This is a genomic window from Flexivirga aerilata (assembly GCF_013002715.1).
Lineage (GTDB): Bacteria > Actinomycetota > Actinomycetes > Actinomycetales > Dermatophilaceae > Flexivirga > Flexivirga aerilata.
Genome location: NZ_JABENB010000001.1, coordinates 1999368 through 2016710 on the forward strand (window position 1 = coordinate 1999368; position 17343 = coordinate 2016710).

General features: G+C 70.8%; 14 protein-coding genes and 2 riboswitches. Of the genes, 10 read left to right on the plus strand and 4 right to left on the minus strand.

The window, feature by feature from the left end; translation table 11 throughout:
- Positions 1-4: 4 nt before the first annotated feature.
- Together HJ588_RS19765 and HJ588_RS09495 are read right to left on the minus strand one after the other, a co-directional pair.
- Positions 5-1081, minus strand: coding sequence for a dihydrofolate reductase (locus tag HJ588_RS19765; RefSeq protein ID WP_212755369.1), 1077 nt, complete (start codon positions 1079-1081; stop codon positions 5-7).
- An 82-nt stretch (positions 1082-1163) separates the two neighbouring features.
- Positions 1164-1976 carry a thymidylate synthase gene (locus HJ588_RS09495; protein ID WP_171154318.1) on the minus strand — a complete coding sequence of 271 codons (813 nt, stop codon included), beginning with the start codon at positions 1974-1976 and terminating at the stop codon, positions 1164-1166.
- A gap of 470 nt (positions 1977-2446) precedes the next feature.
- Here HJ588_RS09495 and HJ588_RS09500 point away from each other — a divergent pair, with 470 nt between their 5' ends.
- From HJ588_RS09500 to HJ588_RS09525, 6 genes are all read left to right on the plus strand, one after another.
- Entirely contained in the window at positions 2447-3424 is a 978-nt protein-coding gene (locus HJ588_RS09500; RefSeq protein WP_171154320.1) for a substrate-binding domain-containing protein, read from the plus strand.
- A complete protein-coding gene (locus HJ588_RS09505; RefSeq protein ID WP_246241790.1) occupies positions 3421-4500 on the plus strand; it encodes an ABC transporter permease in 1080 nt (359 codons plus the stop codon). The genes HJ588_RS09500 and HJ588_RS09505 overlap by 4 nt, the downstream gene beginning before the upstream one ends.
- Positions 4497-5435, plus strand: coding sequence for an ATP-binding cassette domain-containing protein (locus HJ588_RS09510; protein ID WP_171154322.1), 939 nt, complete (start codon positions 4497-4499; stop codon positions 5433-5435). Before HJ588_RS09505 ends, HJ588_RS09510 begins: the two co-directional genes overlap by 4 nt.
- A gap of 155 nt (positions 5436-5590) precedes the next feature.
- On the plus strand, positions 5591-6094 hold the full coding sequence (locus HJ588_RS09515) for an NUDIX hydrolase (protein ID WP_171154324.1): 504 nt from the start codon (positions 5591-5593) through the stop codon (positions 6092-6094).
- Between the two features lie 10 nt (positions 6095-6104).
- The gene (gene dapA, locus HJ588_RS09520) at positions 6105-6992 is read left to right on the plus strand and encodes a 4-hydroxy-tetrahydrodipicolinate synthase (RefSeq protein ID WP_171154326.1); all 888 of its coding nucleotides are present in this window, start codon (positions 6105-6107) and stop codon (positions 6990-6992) included.
- The gene (locus HJ588_RS09525) at positions 6989-8674 is read left to right on the plus strand and encodes an RNase J family beta-CASP ribonuclease (protein ID WP_171154328.1); all 1686 of its coding nucleotides are present in this window, start codon (positions 6989-6991) and stop codon (positions 8672-8674) included. The genes dapA and HJ588_RS09525 overlap by 4 nt, the downstream gene beginning before the upstream one ends.
- A gap of 92 nt (positions 8675-8766) precedes the next feature.
- On the opposite strand, the gene HJ588_RS09530 is transcribed toward HJ588_RS09525, so the two are convergent.
- Positions 8767-9552 carry a transglycosylase family protein gene (locus HJ588_RS09530; protein ID WP_171154331.1) on the minus strand — a complete coding sequence of 262 codons (786 nt, stop codon included), beginning with the start codon at positions 9550-9552 and terminating at the stop codon, positions 8767-8769.
- 4 nt (positions 9553-9556) lie between these two features.
- Positions 9557-9701, minus strand: a riboswitch (cyclic di-AMP (ydaO/yuaA leader).
- A gap of 478 nt (positions 9702-10179) precedes the next feature.
- Here HJ588_RS09530 and HJ588_RS09535 point away from each other — a divergent pair.
- Positions 10180-11136, plus strand: coding sequence for an endonuclease/exonuclease/phosphatase family protein (locus tag HJ588_RS09535; protein ID WP_171154333.1), 957 nt, complete (start codon positions 10180-10182; stop codon positions 11134-11136).
- Positions 11137-11226: 90 nt separating this feature from the next.
- Here the strand turns inward: HJ588_RS09535 and HJ588_RS09540 are convergent, their stop codons facing one another.
- Positions 11227-12684, minus strand: coding sequence for an aminotransferase class V-fold PLP-dependent enzyme (locus HJ588_RS09540; RefSeq protein WP_171154335.1), 1458 nt, complete (start codon positions 12682-12684; stop codon positions 11227-11229).
- A gap of 47 nt (positions 12685-12731) precedes the next feature.
- Positions 12732-12846: riboswitch (SAM riboswitch) on the minus strand.
- 436 nt (positions 12847-13282) lie between these two features.
- Between HJ588_RS09540 and HJ588_RS09545 the strand changes: the two genes are divergently transcribed.
- From HJ588_RS09545 to HJ588_RS09555, 3 genes are read left to right on the plus strand one after another with little or no spacing between them, the layout of a single operon-like run.
- Positions 13283-15889: a DNA translocase FtsK gene (locus HJ588_RS09545; protein WP_171155592.1), complete on the plus strand. Its 2607-nt coding sequence runs from the start codon at positions 13283-13285 to the stop codon at positions 15887-15889.
- On the plus strand, positions 15862-16626 hold the full coding sequence (locus HJ588_RS09550; protein ID WP_343036651.1) for an ion channel: 765 nt from the start codon (positions 15862-15864) through the stop codon (positions 16624-16626). The genes HJ588_RS09545 and HJ588_RS09550 overlap by 28 nt, the downstream gene beginning before the upstream one ends.
- Entirely contained in the window at positions 16623-17342 is a 720-nt protein-coding gene (locus tag HJ588_RS09555; RefSeq protein ID WP_171154337.1) for a hypothetical protein, read from the plus strand. Before HJ588_RS09550 ends, HJ588_RS09555 begins: the two co-directional genes overlap by 4 nt.
- Position 17343: the final 1 nt, after the last annotated feature.

A 17343-nucleotide genomic window follows, 5' to 3' on the forward strand; every position in this document is an offset into this window, starting at 1 on the left:
TGGGTCAGTCGAAGTAGGCGGTGCCGGCGGGCAGTTCGAAGGCTGCGCGCACGAGCGGCCGGTGGGCGGGGACGATCGGCAGGCGCTCGGTCTCCGCCTTGGTGAGCCAGGCGACCTGTGTCACTTCGTCGGACAGGCCGGCGCTGCCCTGGACGACGTGGGCGCGGAAGCAGACGCCGAAGATCGCGTTGCGGCGCCCGTCGGCATAGACCACCACGACATCCGGATTGCTGTATGCCGCAAGGACGTCGTCCGCGGACACGACCAGCCCGGTTTCCTCGCGGACCTCCCGGACCGCGGCCTCCGACCACGTCTCGCCGGGCTCGACACCGCCGCCGGGCAGGCACCACAGGCCGTTGTCCTCGCGGCGGGTCAGCAGCAGCCGGTCGCCGTCGCGCACCGCGCAGCTCGCGCCGACCTTGACGCGGGTCGTCGGCTCTCCGGTGCCGGCAGCGCTCGCAGCGTCGGACGCGCCGGCAGCGTTGGACCCGCTGGCAGGGTTGGGCGTGCTGACAGTGTCGGACCCGCCGGCAGCGCCCGAAGCGCCCGCAGTGCCGGCACCGCCCGCAGGGCCGGCTGCGATACGTCGGCCCACCTCGACCTGGGTGCGTGGTGTGCGGCGTTCGTAGGTGACCACCGTCCAGCCGTCGTGCGGCTCACGGGAGACCTCACGCCAGGTGGGGGAGTCGGTGAACGGCCAACCGGGGAAGTAGGTGTCGCCCTCGGGTTCGAGCGGGATCTCCGACAGGATCATCCGGTCGGCGAGCTGCGCGAACTCGGCCCACACCTGTGCTCCGCCGGTCACGAAGAAGTCGTCGTCGCCGGCGAGGAAGAGGGCCTCGTCCACCGAGTGGGCGACCTCGACCCCGTCGGGCGCGAACGACTCGTCGCGGGTGAGCACGATGTGCCGGCGGCCGGGCAGCAGCCCGTGCGACTCGAACGTGCGCCGTCCCATCACCATCGGGTGGCCCATGGTGGCGGCCTTGAAGCCCTTCTGTTCGCCGGGCACCCGCCACGGCATCGCACCGTCGCGGCCGACCACGCCGTTGCGGGCCACCGCCGCGATGAAGCTGATCGTCATGCGGGGTCCTCGCGAAGTATCCGGAGGAGCGGAGCGGGGGAGGAACTTCGTGGGGTGCTCATGCGAAAGTGGTGGGCGTCCGTCATACCGCGATCGGGGCCTTGATCGAGGGCGCCGCGACATAGCCGTCGAGGGTGATGTCGGGCAGGTCGAAGGCGTCGATCTCGCGGATCTGCGGGTTGAGGCGCAGGGTCGGCAGCGGGCCGGGCTCGCGGGTCAGCTGCAGCCGCGCCTGGTCGAGATGGTTGGTGTAGAGGTGTGCGTCGCCGAGGGTGTGCACGAACTCGCCGGGCACCAGGTCGGTCACCTGCGCGACCATCGCGGTGAGCAGGGCGTATGACGCAATGTTGAACGGCACCCCCAGGAAGACGTCGGCCGACCGCTGGTAGAGCTGGCAGGACAGGCTGCGGCGTCCGTCGGGGCCGGGTGCGCCGACATAGAACTGGAACATCGTGTGGCAGGGCGGCAGCGCCATGTCGTCGACGTCGGCGACGTTCCAGGCCGAGACGATGTGCCGGCGGGAGTCGGGGTTGGTGCGCAGACCGTCGATGAGGCGGGCGATCTGGTCGATCGTGCCGCCGTCCGGAGCCGGCCAGGAACGCCACTGGTGTCCGTAGACCGGGCCGAGGTCACCGTGCTCGTCGGCCCACTCGTCCCAGATCGTGATGCCGCGCTCGTGCAGCCAGGCGACGTTGGTGTCGCCACGCAGGAACCACAGCAGCTCGCCGAAGATCGACTTCAGGTGCAGCTTCTTGGTGGTCAGCACCGGGAAACCGGCGGTCAGGTCGAACCGCATCTGATGCCCGAAGACCGACAGCGTGCCGGTGCCGGTGCGGTCGTCCTTGCGGGTGCCGTCGGTGATGACCCGGTCGAGCAGGTCGAGATACTGCTTCACGAGGTATGACGCTAGCAGCGGACCCCGACAGCCCCTCGCCGTTGTCCGGCTCGTCCGGCTCGTCGGGCTCGTCCGCTCGCGCTGGTCGCCCGGCTCGCCCCCCGTACGGCTCGGCGGGCGCGCTCAACAGGCGCGTCACGAAAAGCTTGCCATGTGACCTATATCACACAAACTAGTTGTAACGTCCACGATGTGCGGAGCGATGTACCCGGTGATCGCGTCGCCACCCGGACCCCCGAGCGGGTGGCGACGCGATCTTCATGTTTCGGCTTCCTCCGGTCTGCGGGCCACATCTTCCGGTCACTCCTCACGCCCCGCGGCCGCGGCGGATCGACGGCTTTCTGCCCGCCCCTCGGCCGGGCCGACCCCGATCGGCGGCCGCCGGGCGGCATACTCGTCGCGATGACCACCGACCTGCCGATCGTTCCGATCATTGCGCGACGCGGCGGCCTCCCACCGAGGACCGCCCGATGAAGCGCTGCATCCTCGCCCTTCTCGCCTTCGCGGCCGCGCTCGTCGTTGTTGCCGGCTGCTCGTTGCCGCAGAGCCAGGAGAACGTCAAGGCCAGTTCGAAGTTGCTCACGCCCGATCAGGTGAAGATCGCCGTGGTGACGCACGCGGCACCGGGCGACCAGTTCTGGGACTTCGTGCGGTCCGGCGTCGACCAGGCCGCCAAGGACGACGGCGTCCAGGTCGACTACAACTCCAGCCCCGAGCCGGCGCAGCAGTCGACGCTGATCGACAACGCGGTCGCCTCCGGCGCCAACGGCATCATCGTCTCGATGGCCAACCCGGATGCACTGCGGGCCGCGATCCGCCGGGCCGTCTCCAAGGGCATCCCGGTCGTCACGATCAACTCCGGCATCGACGACTGGAAGGCGTTCGGCGCGTTCACCCACATCGGGCAGTCGGAGTCGATCGCCGGCACGGCCGCGGGGGAGCAGCTGTCCAAGAACGGCGCGAAGAAGGCGATCTGCGTCATCCACGAGGCCGGCAACATCGGCCTGGAGCAGCGGTGCGCCGCTGCGAAGAAGGCCTTCAAGGGGACGATGACCAACCTGCAGGTCAACGGCACCGACACCAACGGCACCGCGGCATCGATCACCTCCAAGCTGCGCGCCGACAAGAGCATCGACGCGGTGCTCGCGCTGCAGGGCCAGGTCGCGACCCTGGCCGTGGGCGCGAAGGGTTCGGCCGGCAGCAAGGCGCAGATCGCGACGTTCGACGTCGACCAGAACGTCCTGTCGGCGATCCTCGGCGGCCGGCTCGCCTTCGCGATCGACCAGCAGCCCTACGCCCAGGGTTACGAAGGCGTCGCCGCGATGGTGCTCAAGCTGACCCGCGGCATCACGCTCGGCGGCGGTCAGCCGATCTACACCGGCCCGACGATCGTGGACAAGTCCAACGCCCAGGTGACCCTGGACGCGCTGAAGGGAGAAGTGGGATGACCCAGGTGCCCGCCACCCCGGGCCAGGCCCCAGACCGTATGCCGGAGCACCCGCCCCAGGCCGACGAACGCGTGAGCAGCACCGGCACGCTGGCCCGCCTGCTCAAGCGCCCCGAGATGGGCGCCGTGCTCGCGGCGGTCGTCGTACTCGTCTTCTTCTCCGTCACCACCGACGCGTTCTTCACCGCCAGCGGTGCGAGCACCTGGATCGAGCAGTCCTCGACGATCGGCATCATGGCGGTCGCGGTCGCGCTGCTGATGATCGGCGGCGAGTTCGACCTGTCCGCCGGTGTCATGACCGGCTTCTCCGCGCTCACCGTCGGCGTGCTCACCACCCACTGGGGCTGGAACGCGTGGCCGGCGATCGTCGTGTCGCTGCTGCTGTGCGCGGGGATCGGCGCGCTCAACGGATTCCTGGTGCTGAAGACCGGCCTGCCGAGCTTCATCGTCACCCTCGCCACCTTCTTCGTGCTGCAGGGCATCGACCTGGCGTTGGTGAAGCTGGTGATCGGGCAGGTCTCGATCCAGGGCTTCAACGGTCTGCCCGGGCAGCGCAGCGCGAGCTGGTTGTTCACGTCCTACGTGTCGATCGGCAACCTCACCCTCTGGTCGAGCTTCTGGTGGTGGCTGGCGGTGACGGCGGCCGCGACGTTCGTGCTGCTGCGCACCTCGGTCGGCAACTGGATCTTCGCGGTCGGGGGCGCGGTCACCTCCGCGCGGCAGGTCGGGGTGCCGGTCTTCCGCACCAAGATCGCGCTCTTCATGGGCACCGCGATCTGCGGCTGGCTGGTCGGCATGCTCAATCTGTTCCGCTACAACACCGCGCAGAGCTCGGACGGCGTGGGCCTGGAGTTCATCTTCATCATTTGCGCGGTCGTCGGCGGGTGCGTGATGACCGGCGGTTACGGGTCTGCGGTCGGCGCGGCATTCGGTGCGCTGATCTACGGCATGGTCAACCAGGGCATCCCCTACGAGGGCTGGGACAGCAACTGGCTCTACGCGTTCCTCGGGGTGATGCTGCTCGCGGCGGTGCTGCTGAACAACTGGGTGAAGACGCGAGCGGAGAATGCGACATGAGCGCCGACCGAGCCGAGGACACGAGCGAGGGACGAGCGAGGCCCGCAGGCGAGGGCAGAGGCGCGACAGAAAACATGAGCGGTGCTTTTAAAGACGTGGCCGGAGAGCCGCTGGTCGAGGTGCGGGGCATCGGCAAGCGCTACGGCAACATCATCGCGCTGCACGACGTGTCGACCACGGTGGGGGCCGGTGAGGTCACCTGCGTGCTCGGCGACAACGGCGCCGGCAAGTCGACCTTCATCAAGATCCTCGCCGGTGCGCATGACTACACCGAGGGCGAACTCCTCGTCGACGGCAAGCCGACCCACTTCGCCAGCCCTCGGCAGGCGCTGGACGCCGGCATCGCGACCGTCTACCAGGACCTCGCGGTGGTGCCGCTCATGCCGGTATGGCGCAACTTCTTCCTCGGCAGCGAGGCGACCAAGGACGTCGGCCCGGTCAAGCGGCTGGACGTGAAGTTCATGAAGGAGACCACCAAGGCCGAGCTGGCCGCGATGGGCATCGACCTGCGTGACGTCGACCAGGCGATCGGCACGCTGTCCGGCGGTGAGCGGCAGTGCGTCGCGATCGCGCGGGCGGTCTACTTCGGGGCCAGGGTGCTGATCCTGGACGAGCCGACCGCGGCGCTCGGGGTGAAGCAGTCGGGCGTGGTGCTCCGTTACATCGCCAAGGCGCGCGAGCGGGGCCTCGGCGTCGTCTTCATCACCCACAACCCGCACCACGCGCACCCGGTCGGCGACCGGTTCGTGTTGCTGCGGCGGGGCCGCAGCATGGGCGACTTCACCAAGGACGAGGTCAGTCTCGCCGAGCTCACCGACATGATGGCGGGCGGCGCGGAGCTCGAGTCGCTCGCGCACGAACTCGGTCAGACGATGGGTGACGACTCGCAGGTGGCGACTTCGCTGCGGGCGTCCGCGGGCAAGCCGCACCGCTGAGCCGCAGTCCGCGCCGCCCCGCGCATCCCTTCGCAGAACCCGCATGCGCGCATCACCCGCACGTGCGTAACCCGCACACGCGCGCATACCCGCGTACCCACATCCCGGTCGCACGATCGGCTGACGCGGCGCCGCGGTGGTGGCAGGCTGCAGGTATGGCGCAGCACACCGGGATCCGGGTCAAGTCGATGGCGATCCTGCTGAGCCTGGACGGCGGCCGGCAGGCGGTCTCCCGGCTCGGCCCGACGGCCGAGCACCCGCGCGGCTTCCACCGCCTGCTCGGCGGCTCGGTCGAGCACGGCGAGCGGGCCGCGGACGCGCTCGCCCGCGAGCTGCGCAAGGAGCTCGGCGCGGATGTCGTCGAGGCCCACCTGGTCGAGGTGGTCGAGAACATCTTCACGATGGACGGCGAGCCCGGGCACGAGGTCGTCTTCGTCTACGCGACCCGGCTGGCCGACGCCGGCGTCATACCGCAGGACGGTGGGACGTTCACCGACGGCGACGCCCCGCTGCAGGTCGTATGGCGGCAGCTGTCCGACACCGGCGAGGTCCCGCTCTTCCCGGTCGACGCCGTCGAACTCGCGCGGGTCTGCGCGGCCAACGCGGCGCAACTGTTCGCAGCGTCTGCCCCCGGCCCCGGCGAAACACCCCGCCGATAGCCTTGGCCCCATGACGACGACGCCCTTCGGCCGGATGGTCACCGCGATGGTGACGCCCATGCACGACGACGGAACACTCGACCTGGACGGTGCGCAGAAGCTGGCGTCATACCTGGTCGACCGGGGCAACGACGGGTTGGTCGTCAACGGCACGACCGGTGAGTCCGCGACGACCACCGACGAGGAGAACGTCGACCTGGTCCGCGCCGTCGTCGAGGCGGTCGGAGACCGGGCCCGCATCACCGCGGGCGTCGGCACCAACGACACCGCCCACTCGGTCGCGGCGGCCCGCAACCTTGCCGCCGCCGGCGCGCACGCGGCGCTGATCGTCACGCCCTACTACAACAAGCCGCCGCAGGCGGGCATCGTCGAGCACTTCAGGGCGGTCGCCGGCGCGACCGACCTGCCGGCGATGGCCTACGACATCCCCGGCCGCACCGGTATGGCGCTGACGTCCGACACCATCCGCGCGCTCGCCGACGTGCCCAACATCGCGGCGCTCAAGGACGCCAAGGGCGACCTGGCCGCGGGCGTCCAGTTGATGGCGGAGACCGGGCTCGCCTGGTATTCCGGCGACGACGCGCTCAACCTGCCGTGGCTCGCGCTCGGTGCGACCGGCATGGTCAGCACCGTCGGCAACGTCGACGCCGCCCGGCTCGCGGCGCTGATCGCCGCCGTCGACGCGGGCGACCTGGCGAAGGCACGCACCCTCAACGACGAGCTCGCGCCGCTCATCGCCGCCGTCATGAACGTCACGCAGGGCTGCATCCAGGCCAAGGCCGCGCTGCACCTGCTCGGCGTCATCGACTCCGACTTCTGCCGGCTGCCACTGCTGCCGGCCCCCGAAGACCACCGCGCACTGCTGCGCGACACCCTCACCAACCTAGGACTGCTGTGAGTCATCCCCACCCCGAGCTCGAACTGCCGCCCCCACTGACGAAGGGCGGCGTTCGCGTCGTGCCGCTCGGCGGGCTGGGCGAGGTCGGCCGCAACATGACCGTCGTGGAGTACGACGGCAAGCTGCTCATCGTCGACTGCGGGGTGCTGTTCCCCGAGGACCACCCGGGCGTCGACCTGATCCTGCCGGACTTCGAGTACATCCGGGACCGGCTCGACGACATCGTCGCGATCGTGCTCACCCACGGCCACGAGGACCACATCGGCGCCGTGCCCTACCTGCTGCGGCTGAAGCCCGACATCCCGCTCGTCGGGTCGACGCTCACGCTGGCGCTGGTCGAGGCCAAGCTGAAGGAGCACCGGATCACGCCATACACGATGGCGGTGAAGGAGGGGCAGAGCGAGCAGCTCGGCCCGTTCGATGCCGAGTTCATCGCGGTCAACCACTCCATCCCGGACGCGCTCGCGGTCTTCGTGCGCACCCCCGGCGGCAACCTGCTGATCACCGGCGACTTCAAGATGGACCAGTTGCCGCTGGACGGCCGCATCACCGACCTGCGGGCGTTCGCCAAGGCGGGGGAGGAGGGTGTCGATCTCTTCCTGACCGACTCCACCAACGCCGAGGTGCCCGGTTTCACCACTCCGGAGCGCGACATCACGCCGGCGATCGAGCGGGTCTTCGACACCGCCGAGCGGCGCATCATCGTGGCCTGCTTCTCCTCCCACGTGCACCGCGTGCAGCAGGTGCTGGACGCCGCGCAGGCGCACGGCCGCAAGGTCGCGTTCGTCGGCCGGTCGATGGTGCGCAACATGGGGATCGCGTCCGACCTCGGCTACCTGCACGTGCCCGACGGCGTGCTGGTCGACCTCAAGAAGATCGACCAACTGCCGGACGACAAGGTCGTGCTGATCTCGACCGGCTCGCAGGGCGAGCCGATGGCTGCGCTCTCCCGGATGGCCAACGGCGACCACAACCTGATCGACATCGGGCCGGGGGACACCGTGCTGATGGCCTCGTCGCTCATCCCCGGCAACGAGAACGCCGTCTACCGGGTGATCAACGGCCTGATGCGGCGCGGCGCGAAGGTGGTGCACAAGGGCAACGCGCTGGTGCACGTCTCCGGTCACGCCAGCGCCGGCGAGCTGCTCTACTGCTACAACATCGTCAAACCGAAGAACGTCATGCCGATCCACGGCGAGTGGCGTCACCTGGTCGCCAACGGCGACCTCGCCAAGGCCACCGGCGTGCGGGACGACCAGGTGCTGCTCGCCGAGGACGGCGTCGTGGTCGACCTGGTCGACGGCAAGGCGTCGATCGTCGGCGCGGTGCCCTGCGGCTACGTGTATGTCGACGGCTCCCTCGTCGGCACCACCGACGAGACGATGCTGAAGGACCGGCGCATCCTGCGCGACGAGGGTTTCGTCACGATCATCGTGGTGCGCGACGCCGCCACCGGCAAGATCGCCGCCGGGCCGGAGATCCAGACCCGCGGCTTCGCCGAGGACGCGGCCGTCTTCGACAAGGTGCTGCCCAAGGTCGAGGAGGCCCTCGAGGAGGCGCGCGCCAAGGGCGTCACCGACACCTACCAGCTGCAGCAGGTGATCCGCCGCGCGGTCGGCGGGTTCGTCGGCGGCAAGCTGCGGCGCCGGCCGATGATCATCCCCATCGTCATCGATGCCTGACAAATAATCGCGGCTGCCGTCATACGGCATGCGAAAGGGCCCCGAGCGAATCCGCTCGGGGCCCTTTCACGCATTTAGCGTGAGCCTGAAGTTCAGGCCGGCAGCTGCAGGTGCTGGCCGACGAAGATCAGGTTCGGGTCGTTCACGATGCCCTTGTTGGCCGCGAACAGAGCCTGCCAACCACCCTTGATCTGGTAGGTCTCGGCGAGCTGGCTCAGCGAGTCGCCGGCCTTCACGGTCAGGGTCTTGCCCGAGAGCGCAACCTTGGGGGTGGCGGCCTTCGGCGCGACGTAGGTCTTGCGCTCGGTGGAGCGCGAGGTCTGCGGCGCGGTGTAGTTGGACTTCGGCGCAGCCTTCGGCGCGACGTAAGCCTTCTTCGGCGTGACCTTCGGCGCGACGTAGTTCTTCTTCGGCGTGACCTTCGGCGCGACGTAGGTCTTGCGCTCGGTGGAGCGCGAGGTCTGCTTCGGAGCCTGGGTCTGGGTCGGCTGCGGCGCGACGACCGGGCTGCCGCCACCACGGGTCAGGCCCGCGCGGACCGAGCACACCGGCCAGGCGCCGGGACCCTGCGAAGCGAGCACCTTCTCGGCGATCGTGATCTGAGCCGACTTGCTGGCCAGGTTCGCGTTCGGCGCGTAGGCGCCGCCGCCGTAACCGATCCAGGTGGAGTGCGTGAACTGCAGACCACCGTAGAAGCCGTTGCCGGTGTTGATCGACCAGTTGCCACCGCTCTCGCAGGCAGCGACGCGGTCCCAGGTCGAGACCGACGCAGCCTTGGCGGTGCCGGCGTTCGCGAAGCCTGCACCGACGACCGCTGCGCCGGCAACCCCGATGCCGACGATGCGGGTCTTGGTCGAGATGTTCGAGCTGAGGTTCATTGATTCCTCTCCTGACGTGCGCATACGGGGTTAGCTGTCGGGTCGGGCTGTCAGGTGCCCGGCAGGTATAAGGCCTGCTTTCACCCCAGGACCGGCATTCGGCCGAAATTGGGTCCCCCATCCTCGTCGTGCCTCCGGGACCATCCCGGATCTTCGGTGACCGCTCGACGAGGCTGTGCGCAGCGAGTCACAGGCATTAGGGACGGAGTCGCGCCGGGTTGCGCTGCTCCGCTCGGTGGTCCAGGGGATTCCGCCAGGGGGACGGAAGTTGCACCACCGACCGACGAAGGTACGGGGTTTCGATGCCAAATCCAAGTTGAACCGTGACCGTTTCGTGACTTTTGTGTGATTTGTCGGCCATCTCACAGTTTCGGTGCCACTCCGATCACGCCAGTCACAGGGGTCTCAGGAGTACGGCGGGGCGTCCAGTGTCGGGGGCGTTTCGCCGCATCAGGTTGCCCGTGCGGCGTGTCGCGGCGTGTCGCGACGTGCCCGTGCGACGTGCCCGTGCGACGTGCTCGTGCGAGGCGACGGGCGACACGCCGGGCGAGCTGAACGGGCGAGCTGAACGGCCGCCGGCCGGCACCCGGCTCGGAGGGGCGGTGCCCGGTGGTCTTGGATGACCTCATGCGTGCGCCTCGACCCCGGCGGGCGCCCGCGATCCTCCGGTGGGCGCCCGTCATCGCTCTCGGCGTGGTGGCGCTCGGCGTGGGCGCACGGTGGGTCGATCTCACCTGGCGGCTGCCGCAGGTGCAGTCGGTCTTCCCGGTCTTCGGCGGTATGGCGGTGCTGCTCCTCCTCGCCATGCTCGCGGCCCGGCGCTGGCGGCTGGCCGCCGCAGCCGCACTCGTCGCGGCCGCGCCGGTCGTCATCGGCGTGCAGTCGATGACCGGCGACACCGTGCCGCCCGGACCGCGCGACGAGGTGGTGATGACCAGCAACCTCGAGCTGGGCTCGGCCGATCCGCGCGAGGTCGTCGCCGCCGTGCGGGCGCAGCGCGTCACCACGCTGGTGCTCACCGAATGCACGCCGCCGCAGCTCGCGCGGCTTCGAGCGGCGGGCCTCGACACGCTGCTGCCCGAGCAGGCGGGGCAGACCGCGGACGGGCCGCGGGGCACCGTCATACGCAGCAGGCATCCGTTGCGGCTGATCGCGCTGCACCCGGGCGGGCGTTTCCCGTTCAGCCCCGAGGTGCAGGTGGGCACCGGCCGGGGCAGCTACCGGCTGCGGGCGGTGCACACCGCGGCGCCGCTGCCGGACATCGTCGGCGACTGGCGGGCCGGTCTGCGGTCGATCGGCGCGTGGCAGAAGAATCTGCCGCAGCGCGAAAACGTCGTGATGGCAGGCGATTTCAACGCCTCGGCCGCCATGCCCGCCTTCCGCAAGGCGATCGACGGGATGACCGACTCCAGCCGCGCCGCCGGAGCCGGCTGGCGGCGCACCTGGCCGCACGGCCGCGCCTACCCGCCCTTCGTGCAGCTGGACCACGTGGTGTCCCGCGGCTTCGGGGTGGTGCGCGACGGCACCGTCGCGATCGCCGGCACCGATCACCTGACCTACTGGGCGCGGCTGCGGCCGCAGTGATGCCGGCTCAGTAGATGCCGGCGCAGACGGGGCGGGCTCAGACAGGGCCGGCTCAGACAGAGGCGGCTCAGACAGGACCGGCTCAGCAGGTCACCAGGGGAGGGGCTCACTGAGGTCGCGCGGGTCGGCGGGGGCCGACCAGCCGGTCTCGGTGTGCACGTAGGACAGCTGTGGCCCGTCCTCGACGAGGCGCCGCACGGCGGTGATCAGCCGGTCGACGTGCTCGCCGGTGGTGGCCAGGCCGAGGCTCGCGCGGACGGCGGTCTGCCCGGGGCCGACGATCGCGTCGCACAGCAGGTGGGCACAGAAGCGCCCGTCGCGCACCGCGATCGCCTGCTCGTCGGCCAGCACCTGCGACACCAGCGACGGTTCGTAGCCCTCGACGGTGAACGTCACCACCCCCACATTGGGCCGGTCCCCGAGCGCCTCGATCACCCGCACGCCGTCGATCGCGGCCAGCCCGGCGCGCAGCCGGCCGTGCAACTGCTCCTCGTGCGCCTCGATGGTGGCGCGATGGGCGCCGAGTGTCGCGCAGGCCGCGGCGATCGCGATCGCGCCCACGGCGTTGGGCGTGCCGCCCTCGTGCCGGGCCGGCCCCGTCTGCCACTGGGTATGACGGGGAGTCACTGCCGCGGTCGCCCCGCCCGCGGGCAGGTAGGGGCTCGCCGCGTCGAGCCAGTCGCTGCGGCCGGCGAGGACGCCTGCGCCATACGGGGCATAGAGCTTGTGGCCGGAAAACGCGACCCAGTCGACGCCCAACTGCTCGAGGTCCAGCTCGCGGTGTGGCGCGTACTGCGCCGCGTCGAGCACCGTGCGAGCGCCGAATTCCTTTGCGACCGCGACGAGTTCGGCGACCGGCCACACCTCGCCGGTGACGTTGCAGGCTCCGGTGATGACAACCAGCTGATGGCGGGCGGGGGAGTCCTGCAGGGCCCCCCGCAGCAGTGCGACCGCGTCGTCGGCGCTGTCGGGCACCGGCAGCCGGGTGGTGGTGCGCGCCGGCCACGGCAGCAGCGCGGCGTGGTGGGCCGACTCCCAAGCGATCACCCGGGTGCGGCGCGGCAGGCAGTGTGCGAGCAGCCGCAGCGCGTCGGTGGTGTTGCGGGTGAAGACGACCTGGTCGCCGTCGCGCGCGCCGACGAACTGCCCGACCTGCGCCCGGGCCGCCTCGAACCAGCCGGTCGTCACCCGGCTGGCGTAGCCGGCGCCGCGGTGCACCGAGCCGTAGCGGCGCTGCACCCGCTCCGCGGCCTCGGCGACCGCGACCAGGGCGGGCGTGGTCGCGCCGTGGTCGAAGTTGGCGTAGTCGGTGACCGTGCGGTGCACGGTCGGCACCCCGAGGTCGTCGGAGACGGTGCGGGGCAGCCCGGCGACGACCGGCCGGATCGATGGGCCGTGCGTGCCGCCCTGCGTGCCGGCCAGGCCGAGCCGGCGCGGCGTCCCGGCGGATGCGGTGGACGTGGGGGACGTGGTGGTCGAAGCGGTGCGGGAGGCGGTCTGCCTCGCGGTGGCCTCTGAGGTGGTGTGCTGGACGCTGGCGGTGCTCATGGGCTTGCTCCTCGTCGGTCAGGGACCGACGGGCGTTCGCGAGCGTCGATCCGCGCTTGCCGGCGTGGGTGTCACGCCGACCCGGTCGTCACCCGGAGCACCCCACCGCGGAAGGAGGGTTGCCGCTCAGCAAGCCGGGGCTTGACGCTGAGACTCATGACCTGGGTCCGACCATAGAGGATCGGCCGCCGGCGAGGGCAACCGCCGTCCGTATGCCGGGCGCTCGCGCGCCGGCGGCTGCGCTCTCGGGCCGGGCAGCTGCCCGTCTGCCCCTCGAGCCAACGGTTGCCGTCTGTGTGACGACGGTCGCGCGCACCCCGACCGGCGTGTAACTGCTGTGACTGGTGGGGTCGTCGCGTACGGTGTTTTCGTGCCTACCCGTCCGTCCACCACGACGTCCACCGCCCGCGCCACGCGCAGCACCACGTCCGGCTCCGGGTCGCGGTCGAGCAGCGGCGGCGCGAAGTCGCGACCGGCGTCCGGTCGCACCTCGAGCCGACCGCCGGCCAAGCGTGCGTCCGGTGCCAGTGCCCGCGCCGGCGGCAAGGCGCAGGGCGGCGGCCTGCCGCTGCCGTTGCGCGCCGCCCGCGGCACCTGGATGGGTGTCGCCCACGTCGCCGGCGGCGCCGCCCGCCGGGTCGGCCACTCCGCGCGCGAGCTCGAGCCGGAGCTGCGCCGCGACGGGCTCGGTTTCGCCCTGGTCGCCGCGGCGGTCGTCATCGCGGCCCGCGAGTGGTGGGGCCTCGCCGGAGCAGCGGGCGACGTCATCCATGCGATCGTCGCCGGCACGTTCGGCCTGGGCGCCCTCGTGCTGCCGCTCGTGCTCGTGCTGATCGGCGTGCACCTGATGCGCTCGCCGCGCGGCCATCACGCCACCAACCGGGTGCTGATCGGGCTGGCGCTGTTCGCAGTCTCGGTCTGCGGCGTCACGAGCATCGCCAAGGGCGTGCCGCAGCCGGGCAGTGGCGAAGCGCTGCGCGACGCCGGCGGCATCATCGGCTTCCTCGCCTCCAGCCCGGTCGTCGCCGCGGTCCACACCGCGGGCGCCCTCGTGCTGCTGTTGCTGCTCGGCATCTTCAGCGTGCTGGTGATGACGGCGACGCCGGTGAGCATGATCCCCGAGCGTATCCAGCAGGTGCGGACGCGGCTGTTCGACCACCACCCCGACGACGGGTATGACGAGGGTCCCGTCGACGCGGTCGCCGGCGACCTGCACGGCGACCAGATCGACGGCCCGAAGAAGCGCCACCGCAAGAGCTCCAAGAAGGCCGACGGGCAGGGCGACGGCCTCGACGGCGACGAGGCGTTCGAGCAGGCCGCGACCGTCGCGCCGCGCCGCACCAAGGGCGGCCGCGTGCTGCGGCCGGGCGAGAAGGCTCCCGCCGCCGATGTCTACGACGTCGACGCCGCCGGCACCGACGCCGCCGATGCGGACGCACCGGCGTCGCGGCCCGTCCCCGACGGTGCGTCCGACCGGCCCGCCGCCGGCGAGACCCGCGCCGTGCCCCTGCCGGGCACGACCGGGGCGCCGCCCGCTGCCGCCGCGGCTCCCGGTCCGAAGCCGGGCCTGGAGGCCCCGCCGACCACGCCGCTGCCGCAGCGGGTCGAGCAGCTCCAGCTGGCCGGCGACGTCACCTACACGCTGCCGTCCGCCGAGGTGCTGCAGCCGGGCACCCCGCACAAGGCGCGCTCGGCCGCCAACGACCGGGTCGTCGAGGCGCTCACCGAGACGCTCGAATCCTTCGGCGTCGACGCCCAGGTCACCGGCTTCACCCGCGGCCCGACCGTCACCCGCTACGAGGTCGAACTCGGCTCGGGCACCAAGGTCGAGCGGGTCACCGCGCTCTCCAAGAACATCGCCTACGCGGTGGCGTCCGCCGACGTGCGCATCCTCAGCCCGATCCCCGGCAAGAAGGCGATCGGCATCGAGATCCCCAACACCGACCGCGAGAAGGTCAGCCTCGGCGACGTGCTGCGCAGCGGCGCCGCCCGGGGTAACGACCACCCGATGGTGATGGGCGTCGGCAAGGACGTCGAGGGCGGCTACGTGATCGCCAACCTGGCGAAGATGCCGCACATGCTGGTGGCCGGTGCGACCGGTGCCGGTAAGTCGTCGTTCGTCAACTCGATGATCACCTCGGTGATGATGCGCGCCACGCCGGACGAGGTGCGGATGGTGCTGGTCGACCCCAAGCGGGTGGAACTGACGGCATACGAAGGCATCCCGCACCTGATCACGCCGATCATCACCAACCCCAAGAAGGCCGCCGAGGCGCTGCAGTGGGTCGTGCGCGAGATGGACACCAGGTATGACGACCTGGCGGCGTTCGGCTACAAGCACATCGACGACTTCAACAAGGCGGTCCGGGCCGGCAAGGTCACGCCGCCGCCGGGGTCGGAGCGGGTCATGCAGCCCTACCCCTACCTGCTGGTGATCGTCGACGAGCTCGCCGACCTGATGATGGTCGCGCCGCGCGACGTCGAGGAGTCGATCGTCCGCATCACCCAGCTGGCCCGCGCGGCCGGCATCCACCTGGTGCTGGCGACGCAGCGCCCCTCGGTCGACGTCGTCACCGGTCTGATCAAGGCCAACGTGCCGAGCCGGATGGCGTTCGCGACCTCCTCGCTCGCCGACTCGCGGGTCGTGCTCGACCAGCCCGGTGCGGAGAAGCTGATCGGCCAGGGTGACGCTCTCTTCCTGCCGATGGGTGCCTCCAAACCGATGCGCGTGCAGGGCGCCTGGGTCACCGAAACCGAAGTGCAGGAAGTGGTTTCGCACGTCAAGGGTCAGCTCACCGTCGCCTACCGCGACGACGTGCAGGTGTCCGCGCCCAAGAAGGAGATCGACGAGGACATCGGGGACGACCTCGACCTGCTGCTGCAGGCCGCGGAGCTGGTGATCACCAGCCAGTTCGGGTCGACGTCGATGCTGCAGCGCAAGCTGCGCGTCGGTTTCGCCAAGGCCGGACGGCTGATGGACCTGATGGAGAGCCGCGGCATCGTCGGCCCGTCCGAGGGGTCCAAGGCGCGCGACGTGCTGGTCAAGCCGGACGACCTGCCGACCACGCTCGCGCTGTTGCGCGGGGAGGACGTGCCCACCGAGCAGCCGTATGACGGGGCCTCCGACCAGGGCGCCGCGGCCGACTACGGCGACGACGACGGCGGTGGCGAGGACGCGTGGCAGCTGACGGATCGTCGCGACTGAGCGGCGCGCCCGGCGGCGGTCTCGCCGGTCCGGTCGGCCCGCGGCAGCTGCTCGCCCAGTTGCGCGAGGTGCCGTGCGGCGTGCTGCTCGCGGTGCAGCTGCTCGGCATCCTGGTCTACCCGTTCACCGAGGGCAGCACCGCGGGCCGGACGGTGTTCTCGCTGTTCCAGCTGCTGGTGCTCGGGCTGGCCGTCGGCGCGGTGCGGCACACGCCGGCGCTGACCTGGATCTCGGTGTGCATCGGCGCCCCGGCCGCCGTGCTCACGGTGCTGACCGCGATCTGGACCGACCCGGAGGGCCTGGAGCTGGCCTCCGACGCCACGCATGCGGTCTTCTACTTCTACACGGCCTACGCGCTGATCCGTTACATGTTCTCCGACGACCACGTGTCGCGCGACGAAATGCTCGCCACCGGAGCGTGTTTCACCGTCGTCGCGTGGGGCTTCGCCTACCTCTACGGTGCGGTGCAGATCCTCTGGGGCGCCGGGCAGTTCAGCTCACCGGGCGGCGGTCAGCTCAGCTGGATGGAGCTGCTCTTCCTGTCGTTCACCACGATGACCGGCACTGGCCTCTCCGACATCTCACCGGCCGGCTCCTACGCGAGATCGGTCATCATGCTGGAGCAGCTGGCCGGGGTGAACTATCTTGCGTTGGTGGTGGCGCGGCTGCTCGGCATGACGCTTGCCCGGTTCCAGCGCACGACGCGGCGCAACAAGGGAGGGGATGGTCAGCAATGACAGACGATTTCGACCGCACCCAGGAGATCCGGCGCGATCGCGACTGGGAGGGTGGCGGCGAGCGGCAGCCCGACCAGGCTCAGCAGCCCTACCCGCAGCAACCGGCCACCCAGCCGACGGCGCCGCCGGACTACCGCGCGCCGGACTATCGGGCGCCCGGCAGCTACGCGCCGGGCGGAGCGCGGCCGTCCTACGAGCCGGGCGTGCGCACCGACAACGGCGACAGCGGCTTCCCCGCCGCGACCGTCGGTGCGGTCGTCGCCGCGGTGCTGATGGCGGTCAGCAGCTTCCTCGGTCACCAGCTGGCCCGGGACGGCAACGTCTCGATGCGCAGCTGGAACGGCTGGCTGGCCCAGACCATGCCGGTCGCGTTCTGGCCCTTCGACGGTGGCGGGCAGACAAGGGCCACAACGGCTTTCGTCGTCGCCCTGGCGATCGTGCTCTTCCTCGTCCTGCTCCTGCTGATGCTCGCCACCATGTCGACCAGGTCCGGCAACGGCGGCTTCGCGCTGCTGCTGTCCGGCTGGATGAGTTGCGTGCTCGCCGGCGCCGTCGCCCGCGTCGTCGCCGGGCTCATCGGCCGCGACACGCAGTTTGCCGAGGCGATCCGGGCGGACGTCATGGCGGGCGCCACGTGGGGCCTCGCGGCCGGCTGGATCGTCGGCTGCGCGACCGTCGCCGTCCACCTCCTGCGGCGCAAGCCGCACACCTTCTAAG